This window comes from Pseudoclavibacter sp. RFBG4 (assembly GCF_002931515.1).
Classification (GTDB): Bacteria; Actinomycetota; Actinomycetes; order Actinomycetales; family Microbacteriaceae; genus Pseudoclavibacter.
In genome coordinates, this window is record NZ_PSYC01000024.1 from 317,777 (window position 1) to 335,586 (window position 17,810).

A 17,810-nucleotide genomic window follows, 5' to 3' on the forward strand; every position below is an offset into this window, starting at 1 on the left:
GTGTTGCGGCTGCTGGTTGGCGACGCCGGTGTGGCTAGACGTTGGCGAGCAGATCCAGGATGACATCGGCCACCGACATCTTGTCGCCAGTGTGACGCGAGACAACGTCGCCAGACGCCGCGAGGATGAAGACCGAGTTGTCGTCCGACTGGAAGCCGAGGCTCCAGCCGACCCTGTTGACGACGAGGTAGTCGCATCCCTTCCTCGCGATCTTGGCCCGACCGAGCTCGAGGAGCGCGGCGTCGTCGGTCTCCGTCTCGGCCGCGAAGCCGATGATGACTTGATCGGCACCACGTGACGCGGAAAGGTCCTGCAGGATGTCGGGATTGCGGGTGAAGGTGAGCGTCAGCTCCTCGCCCGCCTGCTCCTTCTTGATCTTGCCCTCGGCAACGGTCACCGGCCGGTAGTCCGCGACCGCCGCGGCCATGATGACGACATCGTGGCGTGGGGCGATCTCGGCGCAGGCCTGCGCGAGCTGCTGAGCGCTCGAGACGGTGACGAGCTTGACCCCGTCTGGTGGCCGGACCTCCGCGTTGGCGGCGACGAGGGTGACCTCAGCGCCACGGGCGAGGGCACGCTCGGCAAGCGCGAAGCCCTGCCTGCCGCTGGATCGGTTGCCGATGAACCGCACAGGGTCGAGCGGCTCGCGGGTGCCTCCTGCAGTGATGAGGACACGCCTCCCGCGGAGGTCGCTCACCAGCTCCGCGTCTCGGCGTCGTCGGCGCTCGCCGCGTCCGGCGCTCAGGATCGTCGCAACGATCTCGGAGGGCTCCGCCAGGCGACCTGGTCCGGAGTCGTTGCCGGTCAGCTGGCCCTCGGCCGGTCCGACGAGCACAACTCCGCGTGCGTCGAGGCGGGCCGCGTTCGCCTGCGTCGCCGGGTTGAGCCACATCTCCGTGTGCATGGCTGGCGCGAGGATGAGCGGAGCCGTCGACGCCAGGATCGTCGTGCCGAGCAGGTCGTCGGAGAGACCAGCGGCGATCTTCGCCATGGAGTTCGCGGTCGTCGGCACGACGGCGATGACATCAGCCTGCTGACCGAGCGCGACGTGCCGAACCTCCGCGACGTCATCGAAGACGTCGGTTCGAACGGGATTGCGCGAGATGGCCTCGAACGTCGGACGCCCCACGAACCGCAGCGCGGACTCCGTGGGCACGACGTCGACGTGATGGCCGAGGAGAACGAGATCGCGGATGACCTGCACCGCCTTGTAGGCGGCGATGCCGCCTGTCACGCCGATGACGACGCGCATCGGCTGCCCGTCAGACGCATCGGTCTGGTGGGCGGCAGCCGGATGCGCGCCAGCGATCTCGCTCACGGTCGTGCTAGGCCTGCGGTGCGTCGTCTTCGAAGTTGATCTCGTCGTCGAAGACGATGACGTCGTCCGGCGTCTCGAGCGGACGCGCCTCGACCATGACGATCTTCTGCTCGTTGATCTCGTGCAGCGCGATCGAGAGCGGCTTGTCGTCGATCGAGGAGTCGATCAGCGGGCCGACGTTCTGGTAGATCGCACCGTCGTGCAGGTCGGAGTAGTAGTCGTTGATCTGACGCGCGCGACGCGATGCGAAGATGACCAGCTGGTACTTGTTGTCGACGCGCTGCAGCAGCTCGTCCATGGGCGGGTCAATGATGCCCTTGGGCTTCTCAATCATGCGTGCTCCTTGTTCAGTCCCAGATGTTCGACTACGCGTGCCGCAGCCTCAGGCACGGAGTCGTTGACGACCAGTGCATCGAACTCGTCCTGGGCGGCGAGTTCGATCTTCGCGGTTTCGAGGCGCCGAGCCTGTTCTTCGGGTGATTCCGTGCCGCGCCCCACGAGGCGCCGCACGAGCTCGTCCCAGCTCGGAGGCAACAAAAATACCAGTCTAGCCTCAGGCATGCGCGATCTGACCTGTCTGGCGCCCTGAATGTCGATTTCGAGCAGGACGGATCGCCCGGAGGAGATGGCTTCGTCGATGGGGCCGCGCGGAGTGCCGTACCTGAAGGCGTTGTGGACGGTCGCGTACTCGAGCAGCTGCTCCTGGTCGACGAGCCGGTCGAAGCCGGCGTCGTCGGTGAAGTGGTAGTTGACGCCGTCGACCTCGCCGGGCCGGGGCGAGCGCGTCGTGGCGGAGACGGAGAGCTCCACTTCTGGGTAGTGCTCGCGGATGTAGTTGGCGACCGTGCCCTTGCCGACTGCCGTGGGGCCAGCCAGGACGACGAGTCGGTTCCCCGTGCTCTGAGCACCCAGTCGTTCTTCCAGGAAGGTGCGGAGGCGAATGCGCTGATTGCGTCCGAGCCCACCGAGGCGCTTGGACGGCGAGATGGCCAGCTCCTCGAGGATGCGGGCCTGCTTGGTGGCTCCGATGTGCGGGATGCTCAGCAGGAACTGGGTCACGCGCAGCGAGTGCTCGGCTGCGTGTTCCGGGGACTGGCTCGCATCGAGCACCGAGATGGGGCTGCGAGCACCGGTCGCGAGTGCTCGCTTGACCTCGGCCCGGGCTTGGCGGGCGAGGACCGCGGCCTTGGAAGCCGCGACGCGGTCGACGGGGGGTGGCACCTGGGTCATGAGAGGGCGTTCTCCAGCTCTGCGGTCTGCTGGTCGATGGCGTCGGCGATGCCACCGGGTCCTGCAGCCAGGACGCTCCGGGAGACGTTCACGATGAGTGATTCGGTGGCTGCGCCGAACGTGCTCCTGATCTGCGCGAACTCGGCCCCCTGGTGGCCGAAGCCCGGAGCGAGGATCGGGGTGCGGGGTGCGCCGCCGAGGGCGGGGAGGTCGACGCCGAGGGTGTCGAAGTCGACGGTGCCGCCGAGGACGACCCCGACCGAGCCGAGGTCACCGCTCGCGTGCTGCGCGTTCCAGGCGACCGCACGATTGGCGATGCCTCCCGCGACCGTCTCACCGCGCTGCGTTCCACGATCACGGCGAGCCGTCTGGATCGAGGTCGACTCTGGGTTCGACGTCGCAGCGAGCACGAACAGCCCCTTGCCGAGCCGCTCGGCGAGCTCGAGCGCCGCGGCGAGCGAGTCGAAGCCCTGGTAGGGGTTCACCGTCATCGCATCCGCCTCGAGCGGCGACCCCGTTTCGAGCCAGGCGTTCGCGTAGGCCTCGAGGGTCGTGCCGACGTCGCCGCGCTTGACGTCGGCGATCACGAGCAGGCCCGCGTCCCGAGCCGCCGCGAGGACGGACTCGAGCGCCGAGAACCCGGCCGAGCCGAAGCGCTCGAAGAAGGCGATCTGCGGTTTGACGACGCCGACGCGCCCGGCAGCGGCCTCGACGACGCGAAGGCCGAACTCCTCGGCCCCGGCCGCGGTGGCGGGAAGCCCCCACGAGGCGAGCAGGAACTCATGCGGATCGATGCCGACGCAGAGTCGGCCCCGCTCCTCCACGGCGTGCTGGAGTCGCGGGCCGAACCCGCCCACTCCAGCACGCGACGCCATCGCAGCAGTCAACTAGCTTTCCCCCCTCTGGGTGTTGTACTCCTGCAGGCTCGTGACGGTGAATCCGCTGCGGAGAGCGGAGAGGGAGCCGACGGCGGCGGAGAGCTCCGAGATCGTCGTGAAGATGGGCAGGTCGGCGGAGACCGCAGCCATGCGGATCTCGTAGCCATCGGCTCGAGACGCCCGGCCGGATGGGGTGTTGATGACCATGTCGACCTCTCCCCCGTGGATCATGTCCACGATGTTGCGGTCCTGGCCCGGGGTCGTCCCATCCGGAGAGTCCGGGGTGAACTTGCCGACCACCTTCGCCGAGATGCCGTGGCGTGCGAGGACCGCTGCGGTGCCCTCGGTGGCGGCGATCGAGAACCCGAGCTCCACGAACTTCGCGACGGGCAGGACGATGGCGCGCTTGTCGCGGTCGGAGACTGACACGAAGACCGTGCCCGACTTCGGCAGGCCACCGTAGGCGGCGAGCTGGCTCTTCGCGAAGGCGGTCGGGAAGTCCGTGTCGATGCCCATGACCTCGCCCGTCGAGCGCATCTCCGGGGAGAGCAGCGAGTCGACGATGCGACCGTCCTTCGTGCGGAAGCGCTTGAACGGGAGCACGGCCTCCTTCACCGCGACGGGACTCGACGCAGGCTGGTGCGTTCCGTCCTGCTCGCGCAGGAGGCCTTCCGCCTTGAGCTCCGCGATGCTCACTCCGGTCATGACGCGCGCCGCGGCCTTGGCGAGCTGGGTTCCGAGCGCCTTGGAGACGAACGGCACGGTCCGGGATGCACGCGGGTTGGCCTCGAGCACGTAGAGCTTTCCTCCGGAGAGGGCGAACTGGACGTTGAGCAGGCCGCGAACGCCGACGCCCTCGGCGATGGCCAGTGTCGCGTCGCGGACGTTGTTGAGGACAGCGCTCGAGAGCGTGACGGGAGGCAGCGTGCAGGCCGAGTCGCCCGAGTGGATGCCCGCCTCCTCGATGTGCTCCATGATGCCGCCGATGTACAGCTCGTCGCCGTCGAACAGCGCGTCGACGTCGATCTCGGTCGCCTCGTCGAGGAAGCGGTCGACGAGCAGCGGGTGGGCTGGACCGACGATCGCCTGGCCCTCGATGCGCGAGAAGTAGTCGCGCATCTGCTCGGCGTCGTAGACGATCTCCATGCCTCGGCCACCGAGGACGAAGCTCGGGCGGACGAGGACCGGGTAGCCGATGCCGGTGGCCACTTCGAGCGCGCCGTCAAGGTCGGTCGCCGTGCCGTTCTCCGGGGAGATCAGCCCGGCGCGGTCGAGCACGCCAGAGAACAGGCCGCGCTCCTCCGCGAGGTCGATGGCGGCGGGGCTGGTGCCGAGGATCGGCACGCCAGCAGCTTCGAGGCCCTTCGCGAGGCCGAGTGCCGTCTGACCGCCGAGCTGCACGACGACGCCGAGCAGCTCGCCGGCTCCGCGCTCGACCTCGACGATCTCCAGCACGTCCTCGAGCGTGAGCGGCTCGAAGTACAGCCGGTCGCTCGTGTCGTAGTCGGTCGAGACCGTCTCCGGGTTGCAGTTGATCATGATGGTCTCGAAGCCGGCGTCCGAGAGCGCGAACGACGCGTGCACACACGAGTAGTCGAACTCGATGCCCTGGCCGATCCGGTTCGGGCCGGAACCGAGGATGATGACCTTCCGCCGGTCGCTCGGGGTGACCTCCGACTCCTGGTCGTAGCTGGAGTAGTGGTACGGCGTGAACGCGGGGAACTCCCCAGCGCACGTGTCGACCGTCTTGAAGACCGGGCGCACACCGAAGTTGTGGCGGATGGCGCGGACCTCGTCCTCGCTGAGCCCGCGCAGCTCGGCGATCTGCGCGTCCGAGAACCCGTGTCGCTTTGCGTTTCGGAGGAGCCGCGCGTCGACGACGTCGGCGGAGGCGATCTGGTCTGCCACCTCGTTGATGAGCACGATCTGGTCGATGAACCAGGGGTCGATCGCCGTGGACTCGAAGACCTGCTCCGGCGTCGCACCCTTCCAGAGCGCGCGCTGCACGTTGACGATTCGGCCGTCGGTCGGGACCTTGATGATCTCGAGCAGTTCCTCGACCGAAGCCTCGTCGGCAGCCCAGGTGAAGGAGGAGCCACGCTTCTCCAGCGACCGCAGCGCCTTCTGCAGCGCCGTCGAGAAGTTGCGGCCGATGGCCATGGCCTCGCCGACCGACTTCATGGTCGTCGTCAGCGTCGTGTCGGCGGCCGGGAACTTCTCGAAGTTGAAGCGCGGCACCTTGACGACGACGTAGTCGAGCGTCGGCTCGAAGCTGGCGGGCGTCACCTTCGTGATGTCGTTGGGGATCTCGTCGAGGCGGTAGCCGATCGCCAGCTTGGCGGCGATCTTCGCGATCGGGAAGCCCGTGGCCTTCGAGGCGAGCGCCGACGAGCGGGAGACACGCGGGTTCATCTCGATGACGATGATGCGGCCGTTCGAGGGGTCGATGGCGAACTGGATGTTGCATCCGCCCGTGTCGACGCCGACGAGGCGGATGATCGCGATTCCGATGTCGCGAAGGCGCTGGTACTCGCGGTCGGTGAGCGTGAGGGCCGGGGCGACCGTGATGGAGTCGCCCGTGTGGACGCCCACCGGGTCGACGTTCTCGATGGAGCAGACGACGACCGTGTTGTCGGCCGTGTCGCGCATGAGCTCGAGCTCGTACTCCTTCCAGCCGAGGATCGACTCCTCGAGGAGCACCTCGCCGGTCGGGCTCGACTGGACTCCGTCGGCGACGAAGCGGATCAGGTCCTCTTCGTTGTAGGCGAAGCCCGAACCGAGGCCGCCCATCGTGAAGGACGGCCGCACGACGAGCGGGTAGCCGAGGTCCTCGGCGAAGCCGATGGCCTGCTCGACGCTCGTCGCGATGTGCGAGCGCGCGACCTCCGCGCCGGCCTCGATGACGAGGTCCTTGAAGATCTGGCGGTCCTCGCCGCGGCGGATGGCCTCGACCTTGGCGCCGATGAGCTCGACGCCGTGGCGTTCGAGGATGCCCTGCTCGTGGAGGGCGATGGCGGCGTTGAGCGCCGTCTGTCCGCCGAGGGTGGGGAGGATCGCGTCGGGGCGTTCCTTGATGATGATCGACTCGATGATGTCGGGGGTGATCGGCTCGACGTAGGTGGCGTCTGCGAAGTCCGGGTCGGTCATGATCGTCGCGGGGTTCGAATTCACGAGGATGACGCGGACGCCCTCCTCGCGGAGCACTCGGCAGGCCTGCGTGCCCGAGTAGTCGAACTCGGCAGCCTGGCCGATGACGATGGGGCCGGAGCCGATGACGAGGACGCTTGAGATATCTGAGCGCTTTGGCATGCTTACGCGTTCTCCTGGCCGTTGGTGTGGGTGGATGGGGAGGCGAGGTGCTCGAGCACCATCTCCCTGAACTGGTCGAAGAGCGGCGCGGAGTCGTGGGGGCCCGCCGCCGCCTCTGGGTGGAACTGCACGCTGAACGCCGGGATGTCGAGGCAGCGGAGACCTTCGACGACCTGGTCGTTCAGTCCGATGTGGCTCACCTGGGCGCGCCCGAAGCCTGCTGGCGTCTCGACGGGCCCGTCGAGGGGTGCCTGGACCGCGAAGCCGTGGTTCTGCGCGGTGATCTCGATGCGTCCCGAGAACGTGTCGACGACGGGCTGGTTGATGCCGCGGTGCCCGAAGGGGAGCTTGTAGGTGTCGAACCCGAGTGCTCGGCCGAGCAGCTGGTTGCCGAAGCAGATGCCGAAGAAGGGTGTTCCGTCGCGGAGCACGTTGCGGAGCAGCTCGACGTGGGCCTCGCTCGAGGCCGGGTCTCCCGGTCCGTTCGAGTAGAAGACGGCGGTCGGTGCGAGCTCGCGGAGCTGCTCGATCGTCGTGGCGTGCGGGAGCACGTGCACGTCGAAGCCGCGTTCGGCGAGGGCCTTGATCGTCGCGGTCTTGATGCCGAGGTCGATGATCGCGACGGATCCGATGCGCTCGGCTCCCGTGGAGGGGTGCACGACGGCTTCCGGCGTGGAGACCAGGTCGCTGAGGTTGCGTCCCGCCATGGTCGGCTGGGCGCGCACCTTCTCGAGCAGGGTGGCATCACCTGCCGCAGCTGCGTCTCCCGAGAAGATGCCGCCCCGCATCGAGCCTTCGCTGCGGATGCGGCGCGTGAGCGCCCGCGTGTCGACACCGGAGATGCCGACGATGCTGGTCGACGTCAGCGCGTTCTCGAGGGTGTCCTCAGCGCGCCAGTTGGAGACGACGCGGGAGGGGTCGCGAACGACGTAGCCGTCGACCCAGATCTGGCGCGACTCCATGTCCTCGTCGTTGACGCCGGTGTTGCCGATGTGCGGGGCCGTCTGCACGACGATCTGGCCCGCGTAGCTCGGGTCGGTCAGCGTCTCCTGGTAGCCGGTCATGCCTGTCGAGAAGACGACCTCGCCAAGCGTCTCGCCGACGGCGCCGTAGGCGTCGCCCTCGTATCGCGTGCCGTCCTCCAGAACGAGCACGGCGGGAATTGGTGGCGTCATGAGGACTCCTCGGTCGTGGGGGCTGGTGTCAGCTGCAGCGAGTGCAGCGCGGTCTTGAGCTGTTCGCGCGCAGTGGCGTCGACAACTCGGAGTGAGGTCTCGACGCTCACGCGCGGGTTCGCGTGCTCGTCGGCGGGCAGGAGCCAGCGGATGATCGTGAGGCCGCCGTTCTCGACCACGCGGTCGATCGTGACGGTGCCGTCGATCGTCGCCTCGATGTCTCCCGCTGGGATGAAGAAGGCGCGTTCGCCGGCGATCTGGACGACTGGCCCCTCACGGAGGACGGTGACCTCCGCTCGTCCTCGGAAGCCGAGCGGAGGCACGACGATCCGGTCAAGCGCGTCGCCCGTGCGGCTTGTCGAGACGTAGTGGACGTCGTGCCAGTGTCCGAGCGGCTGCTGCGTCGAGTGCGGCGCCTCGAGGGGCGCCGAGATGCCGGCCTGCCCTCGCACGCGGCGTCGCCAGCCGAGCCACATGAGCACGACGATGATGAGGAAGGCGACGATCGTGAGTGTCGCGGGGAGTACGCGATCGTCCATCAGGCGATGTCCTTCGCTCTGGCCTTGGCGGCGGCAGCGGCACCCTCGGCGGACAGCAGCGCGCCGTCGTCCAAGGTGCGTGTGCCCCGGTAGACCGTGTGGACGACCCGGCCTGGCAGCGGCATGCCGAGGAAGGGCGAGTTGATGCTCTTCCCGCCGAGCGAGTCCGTCGTGAAGTCGGCGGTGGGAGCGGGGTCGTAGAAGACGAGGTTGGCGAGCTCGCCGGCCGCGACGGGGCGGCCTGAGATGGCATCGCCGCCGATTCGGGCTGGGGTCTCCGACATGATCCGGGCGACGTCTGCCCACGTGAGCGCGCCGGAGTCGACCATCGTGTGCTGCACGACGCGCAGGGCTGATTCGAGTCCCACCATGCCCATCGCAGCCTGATCCCACTCGGTCTCCTTGGCGTCCACCGGGTGCGGTGCGTGGTCGGTCGCGACGATGTCGATCGTGCCGTCGGCGAGCGCCTCGCGCACGGCGATCACGTCGTCCTGGGTGCGCAGCGGCGGGTTGACCTTGAACCGCGCGTCGTAGCCGCGGACGAGCTCCTCGGTCAGCAGGAGGTGGTGCGGCGTGACCTCCGCAGTGATGTCGATGCCTCGCGACTTGGCCCAGCGGACGACGTCGACGCCCTCCCTGGTCGAGACGTGGCAGACGTGGAGGCGCGACCCGACGTGGTCGGCGAGGAGCGCGTCGCGCGCGATGATCGACGATTCGGCGACGGCGGGCCACCCGCCGAGACCGAGCTCTGCGGAGAGGGCGCCCTCGTTCATCTGCGCGCCGGCCGTGAGTCGCGGGTCCTGCGCGTGCTGTGCGACGACCCCGCCGAAGGCCTTCACGTATTCGAGTGCGCGGCGCATGATCAGGGGGTCGAAGACGCACTTGCCGTCATCCGAGAACACCCGCACCTCGGCGTTCGACTGGGCCATCGCCCCGATCTCCGAGAGCTGCTCTCCCCCGAGCCCGACCGTGACGGCGCCGATCGGTCGCACGTCGGCGTAGCCGGCGGATCGGCCGAGCGCCGCTACCGCCTCGACGACGCCGGCGGTGTCCTGCACCGGTGAGGTGTTCGCCATGGCGAACACCGTGGTGTAGCCGCCGAAGGCCGCTGCGCGCGTCCCGGTCAGGACGGTCTCGCTCGACTCGAAGCCCGGCTCGCGCAAGTGGGTGTGGAGGTCGACGAGCCCGGGGAGCAGGACGAGTCCCTCGACGTCGATCACGCTCTCCACGCTCTCGACGCCGATCGTGCCGGCCGGCGCGACCTCGGTGATCGTCGTCCCGCTGACGAGCACGTCGACGGGGTCGACGCCGAGCAGCTGGGCGCCTCGGTACAGCGTGGTCATGGTGCCTCTCTCGTTTCCTTGGCCCTGGTTCACGAGCCGCTCCCCGCGCGTTCGCCTGAGCAGAGCACGTAGAGCGCTGCCATGCGGACAGCGACGCCGTTCGCGACCTGCTCGAGCACTGTCGACTGCGGTGAGTCGGCGGCGATGGAGGATATCTCCAGGCCTCGGTTCATCGGGCCCGGATGCATGACCATCGTAGTCTCGGGCAGGCCTCGGAAGCGGGCCTCACCGAGGCCCCAGTTCTTCGCGTACTCCCTGGTGTTCGGGAAGAACGCGTCGTGCATCCGCTCTGCCTGGATGCGCAGGAGCATGACCGCGGTGGGCTTGGTCGCGAGCGCGCCGTCGAGGTCGCTCGTGACGGTCGCTGGCCAGGCCTCCGTGCGGACCGGGACGAGCGTCGGGGGGCCGACGAGCGTGACCTCGGCGCCGAGCGTGGTCAGGAGCCAGACGTTCGACCTGGCGACACGGGAGTGCAGGATGTCGCCGACGATCACGATGTGGCAGCCGTCGAGGCCCTTGCCGCGTGCCGCAGCGCGCCCGTGGACGCGTCGACGAAGCGTGAAGGCGTCGAGCAGGGCCTGCGTCGGATGCTCGTGCATGCCGTCGCCGGCGTTGAGGATGGGGGCGTCGATCCAGTCGCGCTCGGCCAGCAGCTGCGGTGCCCCGCTCGAGGGGTGCCGGATGACGACGGCGTCGGCACCGATGGCCTTGAGGGTCTGGGCCGTGTCCTTGAGCGATTCTCCCTTGGAGACGCTCGAGCCCTTGGCCCCGAAGTTGATGACGTCGGCGGACAGGCGCTTCTCGGCTGCCTCGAAGGAGATCCGCGTGCGCGTCGAGTCCTCGTAGAACAGGTTGACGACGGTGATGCCGCGCAGGGCGGGGAGCTTCTTCACCTCGCGGTCGCCGACGTCGGACATGTCCTCGGCCATGTCGAGGAGCATGATTGCGTCGTCGCGCGACATGCCCTTCGTGGAGAGCAGGTGCTTCATGCGCGAGCTCCGTCCGTGATGACCACGCGGTCGCCGCCGTCGAGCTCGGTGAGCTCCACGCCGATTCGCTCGCTCCGTGCGGATGGCAGGTTCTTGCCCACGTAGTCGGCGCGGATGGGCAGCTCCCGGTGGCCTCGGTCGACGAGCACGGCCAGCTGCACGGCGCGCGGGCGCCCGGTGTCGCTCAGCGCGTCGAGCGCAGCGCGCACGGTCCGACCCGAGAAGAGCACGTCGTCGACGAGCACGATCGTCTTGCCGTCGATGCCGCCCACGGGGATGTGCGTCGGCTGCGAGACGCGCGCCGGGCCCCTCCGCAGGTCGTCGCGGTACATCGTCACATCGAGAGCACCGGCGATGTCGCCAGCTTCGACGTGGGTTCCGTTGGAGGCCTCGAAGCCAGCGATGAGGCTGGCGAGGCGCTTCGCGAGGGGAACTCCGCGGCTCGGGATGCCGAGCAGGAGCAGGTCGTTCGACCCGCGGTTCTGCTCGAGGATCTGGTGCGCGATGCGCACGAGGGCTCTGTGAACGTCGTCGTGATTCAGCACGGTTCGCTGGGACACGTCGACCTCCTTCCCCGCCTCACTGGACGGTGTTAAAGGATGTCTGGACTGGAGCCGCCCGGACTGCAGGTGAGCTGCAGGTGATCCGGTCGGCCGGAACCCGACTGGGGCCTGGGTCTCAACCGCTCTCGCGGCATCGACCCAGGCCACCAGCCTAGCACCGGGCTACTGCTCGCTGATGCGGCCGAGCACTCCGTGGATGAACTTGCCCGAGGCATCCGTCGAGTACTCGCCAGCTGCGCTGACCGCCTCGGTGATGGCGACCGCAGCGGGGATCTCGTCGTTGTACTTGAGCTCCCAGATGGCGACCCTGAGGATCGACCTGTCGAGGGCCGGCATGCGCTCGAGCGTCCAGTCGCGGGCCGTCTCGACGATGTAGCCGTCGATCTCGTCGGCGTGCTCGATGACGCCGAGCACGATCTCCCTGGCATAGCGCCAGCTCGCGGCGCGGTCGGGCTCATCTGCTGCCCGTTCTGCTTCCTGTCCGAGGAGCTCCGGAATCGGGGTCCCCCGCACATCCGACGCGAACAGGATGTCCATGGCGCGCTTGCGCGCCTTCGTGCGCGCGCTCACTAGTCGTTGACGCGGCCCAGGTAGTCGCCCGTGCGGGTGTCGATCTTGACCTTGGTGCCGGCGTTCAGGAAGAGCGGGACCTGGATCTCGGCACCCGTCTCGACGGTCGCAGGCTTCGTGCCGGCGTTCGAGCGGTCGCCCTGGAGGCCCGGCTCCGTGTACGTGATCTCGAGGACCACGGACGGCGGGAGCTCGATGTAGAGCGGCTCGCCCTCGTTGAGCGCGATCTGCACGCTCTGCTGCTCGAGCATGTACTTCGCGGCGTCGCCGACGATCTTCTCGTCGAGCGTGATCTGGTCGTAGTCGCTCTGGTCCATGAAGACGTAGCCGTCTCCGTCGCGGTAGAGGTACTGGAAGTCGCGCCGGTCGACGGTCGCGGTCTCGATCTTGGCGCCAGCGTTGAACGTGCGGTCGACGGTCTTGCCGCTGACGACCTGCTTGAGCTTGGTGCGCACGAACGCACCACCCTTGCCGGGCTTCACGTGCTGGAAGTCGATGACCTGCCAGAGCTGTTTCTCGATGAGGAGTACAACGCCGTTCTTGATGTCTGCCGTAGTTGCCATGGAAGTTTCTCCGTGTCCATCCCGCGGTGCTGCGGGATTCTTCAGTTATTGGCACCTGGTTGAGGTACGCGCGAGCTGTCGGCGCGAGGCGTTTGCCCCAGCGGCCCCGGAGAAGTCTAGTGCAGGGTCTCTGGAGACGGCCTCGTCGCCTCGCTCATCGCCCGAATGCCCTCGAGCGCGGCGAGGTACGAACCGGCGCCGAGCCCTGCGACGACGCCGGTCGCGACCGGCGAGATGACACTCGTGTGGCGGAAGACCTCTCGAGCGTGGGGGTTCGAGAGGTGCACCTCGATGAGCGGGGTGCCGGTCTCCGTCACGATGGAGACCGCATCGCGCAACGCGATCGAGTAGTGCGTGAGGGCTGCGGGATTCAGGATGACCGGGGTGCGTGCGTCGGCCGCCTCGTGCAGCCACTCGACGAGCTGCCCCTCGAAGTTCGACTGGCGGGCATCGATCTCGACGCCGCTCCCCGCTCGCTCGCGCAGGAGTTCGATGATGTCGTCCAGGGTCTGGGTGCCGTAGGTCTGTGGCTCGCGGGTGCCGAGCCGGTTGAGGTTCGGGCCGCCGAGGACGAGGATGCGCATGCTGGCCAGTCTAGCGATCGGCCTCAGGCGTACGCGGCGGTCGGCGCCACCGAGGCGTCTGCGGTGATCAGGCCGTTGCGGACGAACGCGTTCCACACCCCGTTGTCGTCGACGCCCGTCGTGACCTGGTCAGCGTGGGCCTTGATGGAGTCCGGGGCGTTGCCCATGGCTATGCCGATGCCCGTGACCTGGAGCATCTCGACGTCGTTGATGCTGTCGCCGATGCCGATCGTGTTCGCCGGGTCGAGATCCTGGATCCTGCAGACCTCGAGAATCGCGCTCCCCTTGTTGACGCCGAGCTGCAGGAGCTCCCCGCTCTGGGGACCGAGGACGGGCACGGTGGCGTTGATGACATCGAAGCGGCCCGCGAACGCCGCGCGGATCTCGGCGATCGACGTGTCCGCGCTCGGGAAGCACATCTTGCCGATGTCGTCGCGCAGCACCTCGCCTCCATCGTCGAAGAACTTCTCGAACTGCAGCTCGCCGTCTGACTCGACGCGGTTCGAGTCGGCGACCTCGGACGCGAGGAGTTGGCGCAGGTGCGCGCGGAAACCCGGGCTGGCGACGACGGCGGCGTCGCTCTGCACGTAGAAGTCGATGCCGGCGCCCGTGAAGAAGTCGATGGCGAACGCGGCGTCCTCGACAGACATGGTCTGCGAGACGCGGGTCTTGCCGTCGAGCCAGACGAAGCTCCCGCCGGCGCTCACGATCCCGTCGAAGCCGAGATCGAGGATCTGCGGGTAGATCTCACTGCGGGATCGGCCGGTGCAGATGAAGAGCAGGTGTCCCGCGTCCCTGGCTCGGGCCACGGCTTCGACGGTCGAGGGCTGGATGTGCTCCCGCTCGTCGATGAGCGTGCCGTCGATGTCGAGGAAGACGATGCGCCTGGTCAACTGTGGATCCTCCTGCTCGATGGATGCGGTCACTGCGTCTGCGTCCCGCGAGAGCGAGGCATGCCGTCAGGTCCGCCGTCCAGGCTAGACGATGTCGCGAGCGGTCCCGGCCGAGCATGCTGGCGCGGCTGCTCGCCTGCCCGTAGCCTCGAATCCATGACCGTGGAACGAGGGCCCACCGCTGAGGCGCCAGCACTGCTGCCGACGGTCGCGCAGGCCACCTCCACGCTGATGGCGAGCTGGCCCGCTCTGGACGAGCGGCGAATCGGCGGGTGGCGCCTCGGATTCGCAGAGGGATTCACGAGGCGCGCGAACAGCGTGTGGATGCTCGGCCCGGCCGAGGACTCGCAGCTTGCGCTCGGCGCCGTCGAGGAGGCGTATCGCGTGCGCGGACTCCCCAGCCAGTTCCTCGCGACAGAGTCCGCGGATGCCCGCGACGTCGCCGCCCTCGAGGCGTTCGGCTACTCCCCCACACTGTCGGGCAGGATCCTCTGCCGCTCGCTTCGCGACGGAGAACCCGCAGCTCTCGAGGGCGAGTCTGGCGGCGACCTCGTCGCGGTCACGCAGGCTGGTCCCGAACTCCCTCCGGACTGGCTCGACGCCTGGCTCAGCTGGAGCGACCGCAGACTGGCGCGCGACCGGCGTCTCGCCCCGCGCATCCTCAGCTCAGGAGCGTCGCGCTTCCTCGGCGCCCGGCAGGAGGGAACGCTCGTGGCGATCGCTCGGGTCACCGTGATCGACGGCACCGGGGTCATCGACTGCCTGGTCACCCAGAGCGCACACCGAGGGCGAGGCCACGGTCGGCTGCTCCTGCGCCTTGCCCAGCACGAAGCGGCTCAGCGCGGAGCGACCTCCTGCCTCTCAATGGTGGTCGAGAGCAACGCCGTCTCCCGGCGGCTGTTCCACCGAGCAGGCTTCACAGCCCTGAGCTCCTTCACCTACCTGCAGGCGCCGGAGCGCGTGAGCTGCTGCTGACTGGCGGCCGGCGCCGACCTAGCTCGCGATCTCCTGATACGCGGCGAACAGCAGACTCTCGTCCGGCGCCTGCATGATCGTCGGACGACCGAGCCCGTCGAGCACGACGAAGCGCAGCATGGCTCCGCGAGCCTTCTTGTCCCGACGCATCGTCGCGAGGAGCGTCTTCCAACGGCCGGCCGGGTAGCTCGTGGGCAGGCCGAGCAATTCGAGGATCGATTTGTGTCGATCCGCCGTGGCGTCGTCGAGGCGCCCAGAGAGGCGGGCCAGCTCGGCGACGAACGCCATGCCGATGGAGATGGCTGCGCCATGACGCCATTGGTAGCGTTCCGCGTTCTCGATGGCGTGGCCGAGCGTGTGCCCGTAGTTGAGGATCTCGCGCAGGCCCTGCTCGGTGAAGTCCTCGCCGACGACCCGCGCCTTGACGCGGATCGCGAGCTCGAGCACCCGCAGGAACTCGGGCGTGGTCGGGTCGGTCGCGCGCTCCGGGTCGCGCTCGATGATGTCGAGGATCTCGGGCTCGGCGATGAAGCCGGCCTTCACGACCTCGGCGAAGCCGGCCAGCAGCTCGTTGCGAGGGAGACCGGCCAGGATCTCCGGGTCGATGACGACCCCCGCCGGCAGGTGGAAGGAGCCCACGAGGTTCTTGCCCTCGTTGGTGTTGAGGCCCGTCTTGCCGCCGATGGCCGCGTCGACCATGGCGAGCACCGTCGTCGGCATGTGCACGACCTTCACACCACGGAGCCACGTCGCGGCGATGAAGCCGCCGATGTCGCTCGTCGCTCCCCCGCCGATCGTGATGACCGCGTCGGACCTCGTGAAGTCGGCCTGGCCCAGGATCTGCCAGCAGAACGCCGCGACCTCGATGCGCTTCGCTCCCTCGGCATCCGGGATCTCCGCGATGAGCACCTGGTTGACCTCGCCGACGAGCTGCTCGCGCACCCGCTCGGCGACATCCGCCAGGTGGGGCGCGTGCACGATCAGGACCTTGGCGACGCCCTCCCCGAGCAGGCCGGGGATGACCGCAGCCGCCTCGCGGAACTGGCCAGCCCCGATGATGATGTCGCCGTGGGCGCCGGGAACCTCGATGATCTCAGGCAACGTCGCTTGGTCCTTCCTTGGTCTGCTGCTCCAGCCACTCCGCGATGTCTTCGACGACGCGGACCATGGGCCGGAATGAAGTGTCGAACGTCGCATCCGCGAGACGTTCGTAGGTCTCGCGGCGCGCTTCGTAGATCTGGGTCCAGCTCTCGATGCCCGTGATGAGCGGGCGCTTCGCGTTGCCGGTGATGCGCTCGGCGATAGCTGCGGGAGTCGCCGTCAGGAGGATGACGGTGTGCCCGCCGAGGCGGGACTGGGTCTGGGCATCCATCACGGCACCACCACCGAGCGACAGGACCTCGGTGGTCTCGAGATGCTCGGCGATGACGTCCCGCTCGAGACGCCGGAACTCGGCCTCCCCGTGCTCGACGAAGATCTCGGGGATCGCGCCGTGGCGCGCGACGATCACCTTGTCGGTGTCAACGTAGCTCACGTCCAGCACCTTGGCCAGGCGTCGGCCCGCCCTCGACTTGCCCGCGGCAGGCGGGCCGATGAGCACGACGCTCATACGCGCCACTCGCTGAGCGAGTCCCCCATCGGCGTCTCGTCGACGGGACCGGCCTGCAGCTCGGCCTCGGAGACGGACTCGCTCGACGTGCGCAGCAGCGGCGGGATGCTCGCGAGGTAGCTCTCGATGTTCCGCTTCGTCTCGCCGACGGAGTCGCCCCCGAACTTCTCGAGGATGGAGTCGGCGATCGTGAGGGCCACCATCGCCTCGACGACGACACCGGACGCTGGGACCGCGCAGACGTCGGAACGCTGGTGGTGCGCAGCCGCATCCGCGCCCGTCGCCACGTCGACGGTGTGCAGGGCCTTCGGGACGGTCGCGATCGGCTTCATGCCGGCCCGGACTCGGAGCACCGTGCCGGTCGCCATGCCGCCCTCGATGCCACCTGCACGGTCGCTCGAGCGGACGATGGAGCCGTCGCGGACGTACAGCGGGTCGTGCGCCGCGGTGCCTGGACGACGTGTGGTCTCGAAGCCGTCGCCGACCTCCACCCCCTTGATCGCCTGAACGCTCATGAGCGCCTTCGCGAGTCGCGCATCGAGGCGACGATCCCAGTGCACGTAGGAGCCGATGCCGGGCGGCAGGCCCCAGACGAGTACCTCGGTCACGCCGCCGAGCGTGTCGCCGCTCTTGCGGACCTCATCGATGAGGGCGACCGCAGCAGCGGAGGTCTCCTCGTCGAAGACGCGAACCGGATCCGCGTCGATGGCGGCCAGGTCGCCGTAGGCGGGCAGCGGCGCCTCCTCGGGCACACGGACCGTCCCGATGGCGAGCGTGTGGCTCAACGTCGTGATCCCGAGCTCGGAGAGGAAGCGCTTCGCGATAGCGCCGAGTGCAACACGCGCCGCCGTCTCTCGTGCACTCGCGCGCTCGAGGACCGGGCGCGCCTCGTCGAAGCCGTGCTTCTGCATGCCGATGAGGTCGGCGTGCCCCGGTCGCGGACGCGTGAGCTTGGCACCGCGTCCCGTGTCGAACACAGCCGGGTCGACCGGCTCGGGGCTCATGACCTCGACCCACTTGGGCCACTCGGTGTTGCCGATGCGGATGCCGATCGGCGACCCCATCGTGAACCCGTGCCTGACGCCGGCGGACAGCGTGAGCTCGTCCTGCTCGAACTTCATTCGTGCGCCTCTGCCGTGGCCGAGCTTTCGGCGTGCGAGGTCGGTGCGGAGATCGTCGAGGGAAAGCGGGACACCAGCCGGGAGTCCCTCGAGGATCGCAAGGAGTTCTGGGCCGTGGGATTCCCCGGCCGTGAGCCATCGAAGCATTGGA

The 17,810-nt window shown here is 68.5% G+C and carries 18 protein-coding genes; 1 reads left to right on the top strand and 17 read right to left on the bottom strand.

Going from position 1 to position 17,810, the window contains the following annotated elements:
* Positions 1 to 34: 34 nt before the first annotated feature.
* The 14 genes from coaBC to C5E10_RS08490 all read right to left on the bottom strand — a co-directional run bounded on the left by coaBC (position 35) and on the right by C5E10_RS08490 (position 13,954).
* The gene (gene coaBC, locus C5E10_RS08425; RefSeq protein ID WP_104331390.1) at positions 35 to 1,252 is read right to left on the bottom strand and encodes a bifunctional phosphopantothenoylcysteine decarboxylase/phosphopantothenate--cysteine ligase CoaBC; all 1,218 of its coding nucleotides are present in this window, start codon (positions 1,250 to 1,252) and stop codon (positions 35 to 37) included.
* 73 nt (positions 1,253 to 1,325) lie between these two features.
* Positions 1,326 to 1,652 carry a DNA-directed RNA polymerase subunit omega gene (rpoZ, locus tag C5E10_RS08430; protein ID WP_068484449.1) on the bottom strand — a complete coding sequence of 109 codons (327 nt, stop codon included), beginning with the start codon at positions 1,650 to 1,652 and terminating at the stop codon, positions 1,326 to 1,328.
* Complete coding sequence (gene gmk / locus C5E10_RS08435; RefSeq protein WP_104331239.1) at positions 1,649 to 2,548, bottom strand: guanylate kinase; 900 nt, start codon at positions 2,546 to 2,548, stop codon at positions 1,649 to 1,651. Before gmk ends, rpoZ begins: the two co-directional genes overlap by 4 nt.
* On the bottom strand, positions 2,545 to 3,423 hold the full coding sequence (pyrF, locus tag C5E10_RS08440; RefSeq protein ID WP_104331240.1) for an orotidine-5'-phosphate decarboxylase: 879 nt from the start codon (positions 3,421 to 3,423) through the stop codon (positions 2,545 to 2,547). Before pyrF ends, gmk begins: the two co-directional genes overlap by 4 nt.
* Before the next feature lie 12 nt (positions 3,424 to 3,435).
* Complete coding sequence (gene carB, locus C5E10_RS08445; RefSeq protein ID WP_104306640.1) at positions 3,436 to 6,735, bottom strand: carbamoyl-phosphate synthase large subunit; 3,300 nt, start codon at positions 6,733 to 6,735, stop codon at positions 3,436 to 3,438.
* Positions 6,736 to 6,737: 2 nt separating this feature from the next.
* The gene (gene carA / locus C5E10_RS08450; RefSeq protein WP_104331241.1) at positions 6,738 to 7,910 is read right to left on the bottom strand and encodes a glutamine-hydrolyzing carbamoyl-phosphate synthase small subunit; all 1,173 of its coding nucleotides are present in this window, start codon (positions 7,908 to 7,910) and stop codon (positions 6,738 to 6,740) included.
* Positions 7,907 to 8,449 carry a hypothetical protein gene (locus C5E10_RS08455; RefSeq protein WP_104331242.1) on the bottom strand — a complete coding sequence of 181 codons (543 nt, stop codon included), beginning with the start codon at positions 8,447 to 8,449 and terminating at the stop codon, positions 7,907 to 7,909. The genes carA and C5E10_RS08455 overlap by 4 nt, the downstream gene beginning before the upstream one ends.
* A complete protein-coding gene (locus tag C5E10_RS08460; RefSeq protein WP_104331243.1) occupies positions 8,449 to 9,792 on the bottom strand; it encodes a dihydroorotase in 1,344 nt (447 codons plus the stop codon). Before C5E10_RS08460 ends, C5E10_RS08455 begins: the two co-directional genes overlap by 1 nt.
* Before the next feature lie 29 nt (positions 9,793 to 9,821).
* Positions 9,822 to 10,781, bottom strand: coding sequence for an aspartate carbamoyltransferase catalytic subunit (locus tag C5E10_RS08465; RefSeq protein WP_104331244.1), 960 nt, complete (start codon positions 10,779 to 10,781; stop codon positions 9,822 to 9,824).
* Positions 10,778 to 11,341, bottom strand: coding sequence for a bifunctional pyr operon transcriptional regulator/uracil phosphoribosyltransferase PyrR (pyrR, locus tag C5E10_RS08470; RefSeq protein WP_104331245.1), 564 nt, complete (start codon positions 11,339 to 11,341; stop codon positions 10,778 to 10,780). Before pyrR ends, C5E10_RS08465 begins: the two co-directional genes overlap by 4 nt.
* 165 nt (positions 11,342 to 11,506) lie before the next feature.
* A complete protein-coding gene (gene nusB, locus C5E10_RS08475) occupies positions 11,507 to 11,914 on the bottom strand; it encodes a transcription antitermination factor NusB (RefSeq protein WP_068484434.1) in 408 nt (135 codons plus the stop codon).
* A complete protein-coding gene (gene efp, locus C5E10_RS08480; RefSeq protein ID WP_104241274.1) occupies positions 11,914 to 12,477 on the bottom strand; it encodes an elongation factor P in 564 nt (187 codons plus the stop codon). Before efp ends, nusB begins: the two co-directional genes overlap by 1 nt.
* A 116-nt stretch (positions 12,478 to 12,593) precedes the next feature.
* The gene (gene aroQ, locus C5E10_RS08485) at positions 12,594 to 13,061 is read right to left on the bottom strand and encodes a type II 3-dehydroquinate dehydratase (protein WP_181062692.1); all 468 of its coding nucleotides are present in this window, start codon (positions 13,059 to 13,061) and stop codon (positions 12,594 to 12,596) included.
* Positions 13,062 to 13,084: 23 nt separating this feature from the next.
* A complete protein-coding gene (locus tag C5E10_RS08490; protein ID WP_181062693.1) occupies positions 13,085 to 13,954 on the bottom strand; it encodes an HAD family hydrolase in 870 nt (289 codons plus the stop codon).
* 156 nt (positions 13,955 to 14,110) lie between these two features.
* Here C5E10_RS08490 and C5E10_RS08495 point away from each other — a divergent pair, with 156 nt between their 5' ends.
* Positions 14,111 to 14,929: a GNAT family N-acetyltransferase gene (locus tag C5E10_RS08495; RefSeq protein ID WP_181062694.1), complete on the top strand. Its 819-nt coding sequence runs from the start codon at positions 14,111 to 14,113 to the stop codon at positions 14,927 to 14,929.
* Positions 14,930 to 14,947: 18 nt separating this feature from the next.
* Here C5E10_RS08495 and aroB read toward each other — a convergent pair whose 3' ends face one another.
* The 3 genes from aroB to aroC are packed head-to-tail and all read right to left on the bottom strand — an operon-like array spanning position 14,948 to position 17,806.
* On the bottom strand, positions 14,948 to 16,030 hold the full coding sequence (gene aroB, locus C5E10_RS08500; protein WP_258071048.1) for a 3-dehydroquinate synthase: 1,083 nt from the start codon (positions 16,028 to 16,030) through the stop codon (positions 14,948 to 14,950).
* Positions 16,023 to 16,538: a shikimate kinase gene (locus C5E10_RS08505; protein WP_104241279.1), complete on the bottom strand. Its 516-nt coding sequence runs from the start codon at positions 16,536 to 16,538 to the stop codon at positions 16,023 to 16,025. The genes aroB and C5E10_RS08505 overlap by 8 nt, the downstream gene beginning before the upstream one ends.
* Positions 16,535 to 17,806, bottom strand: coding sequence for a chorismate synthase (gene aroC / locus C5E10_RS08510; RefSeq protein ID WP_104331249.1), 1,272 nt, complete (start codon positions 17,804 to 17,806; stop codon positions 16,535 to 16,537). Before aroC ends, C5E10_RS08505 begins: the two co-directional genes overlap by 4 nt.
* Between the last annotated feature and the right edge of the window lie 4 nt (positions 17,807 to 17,810).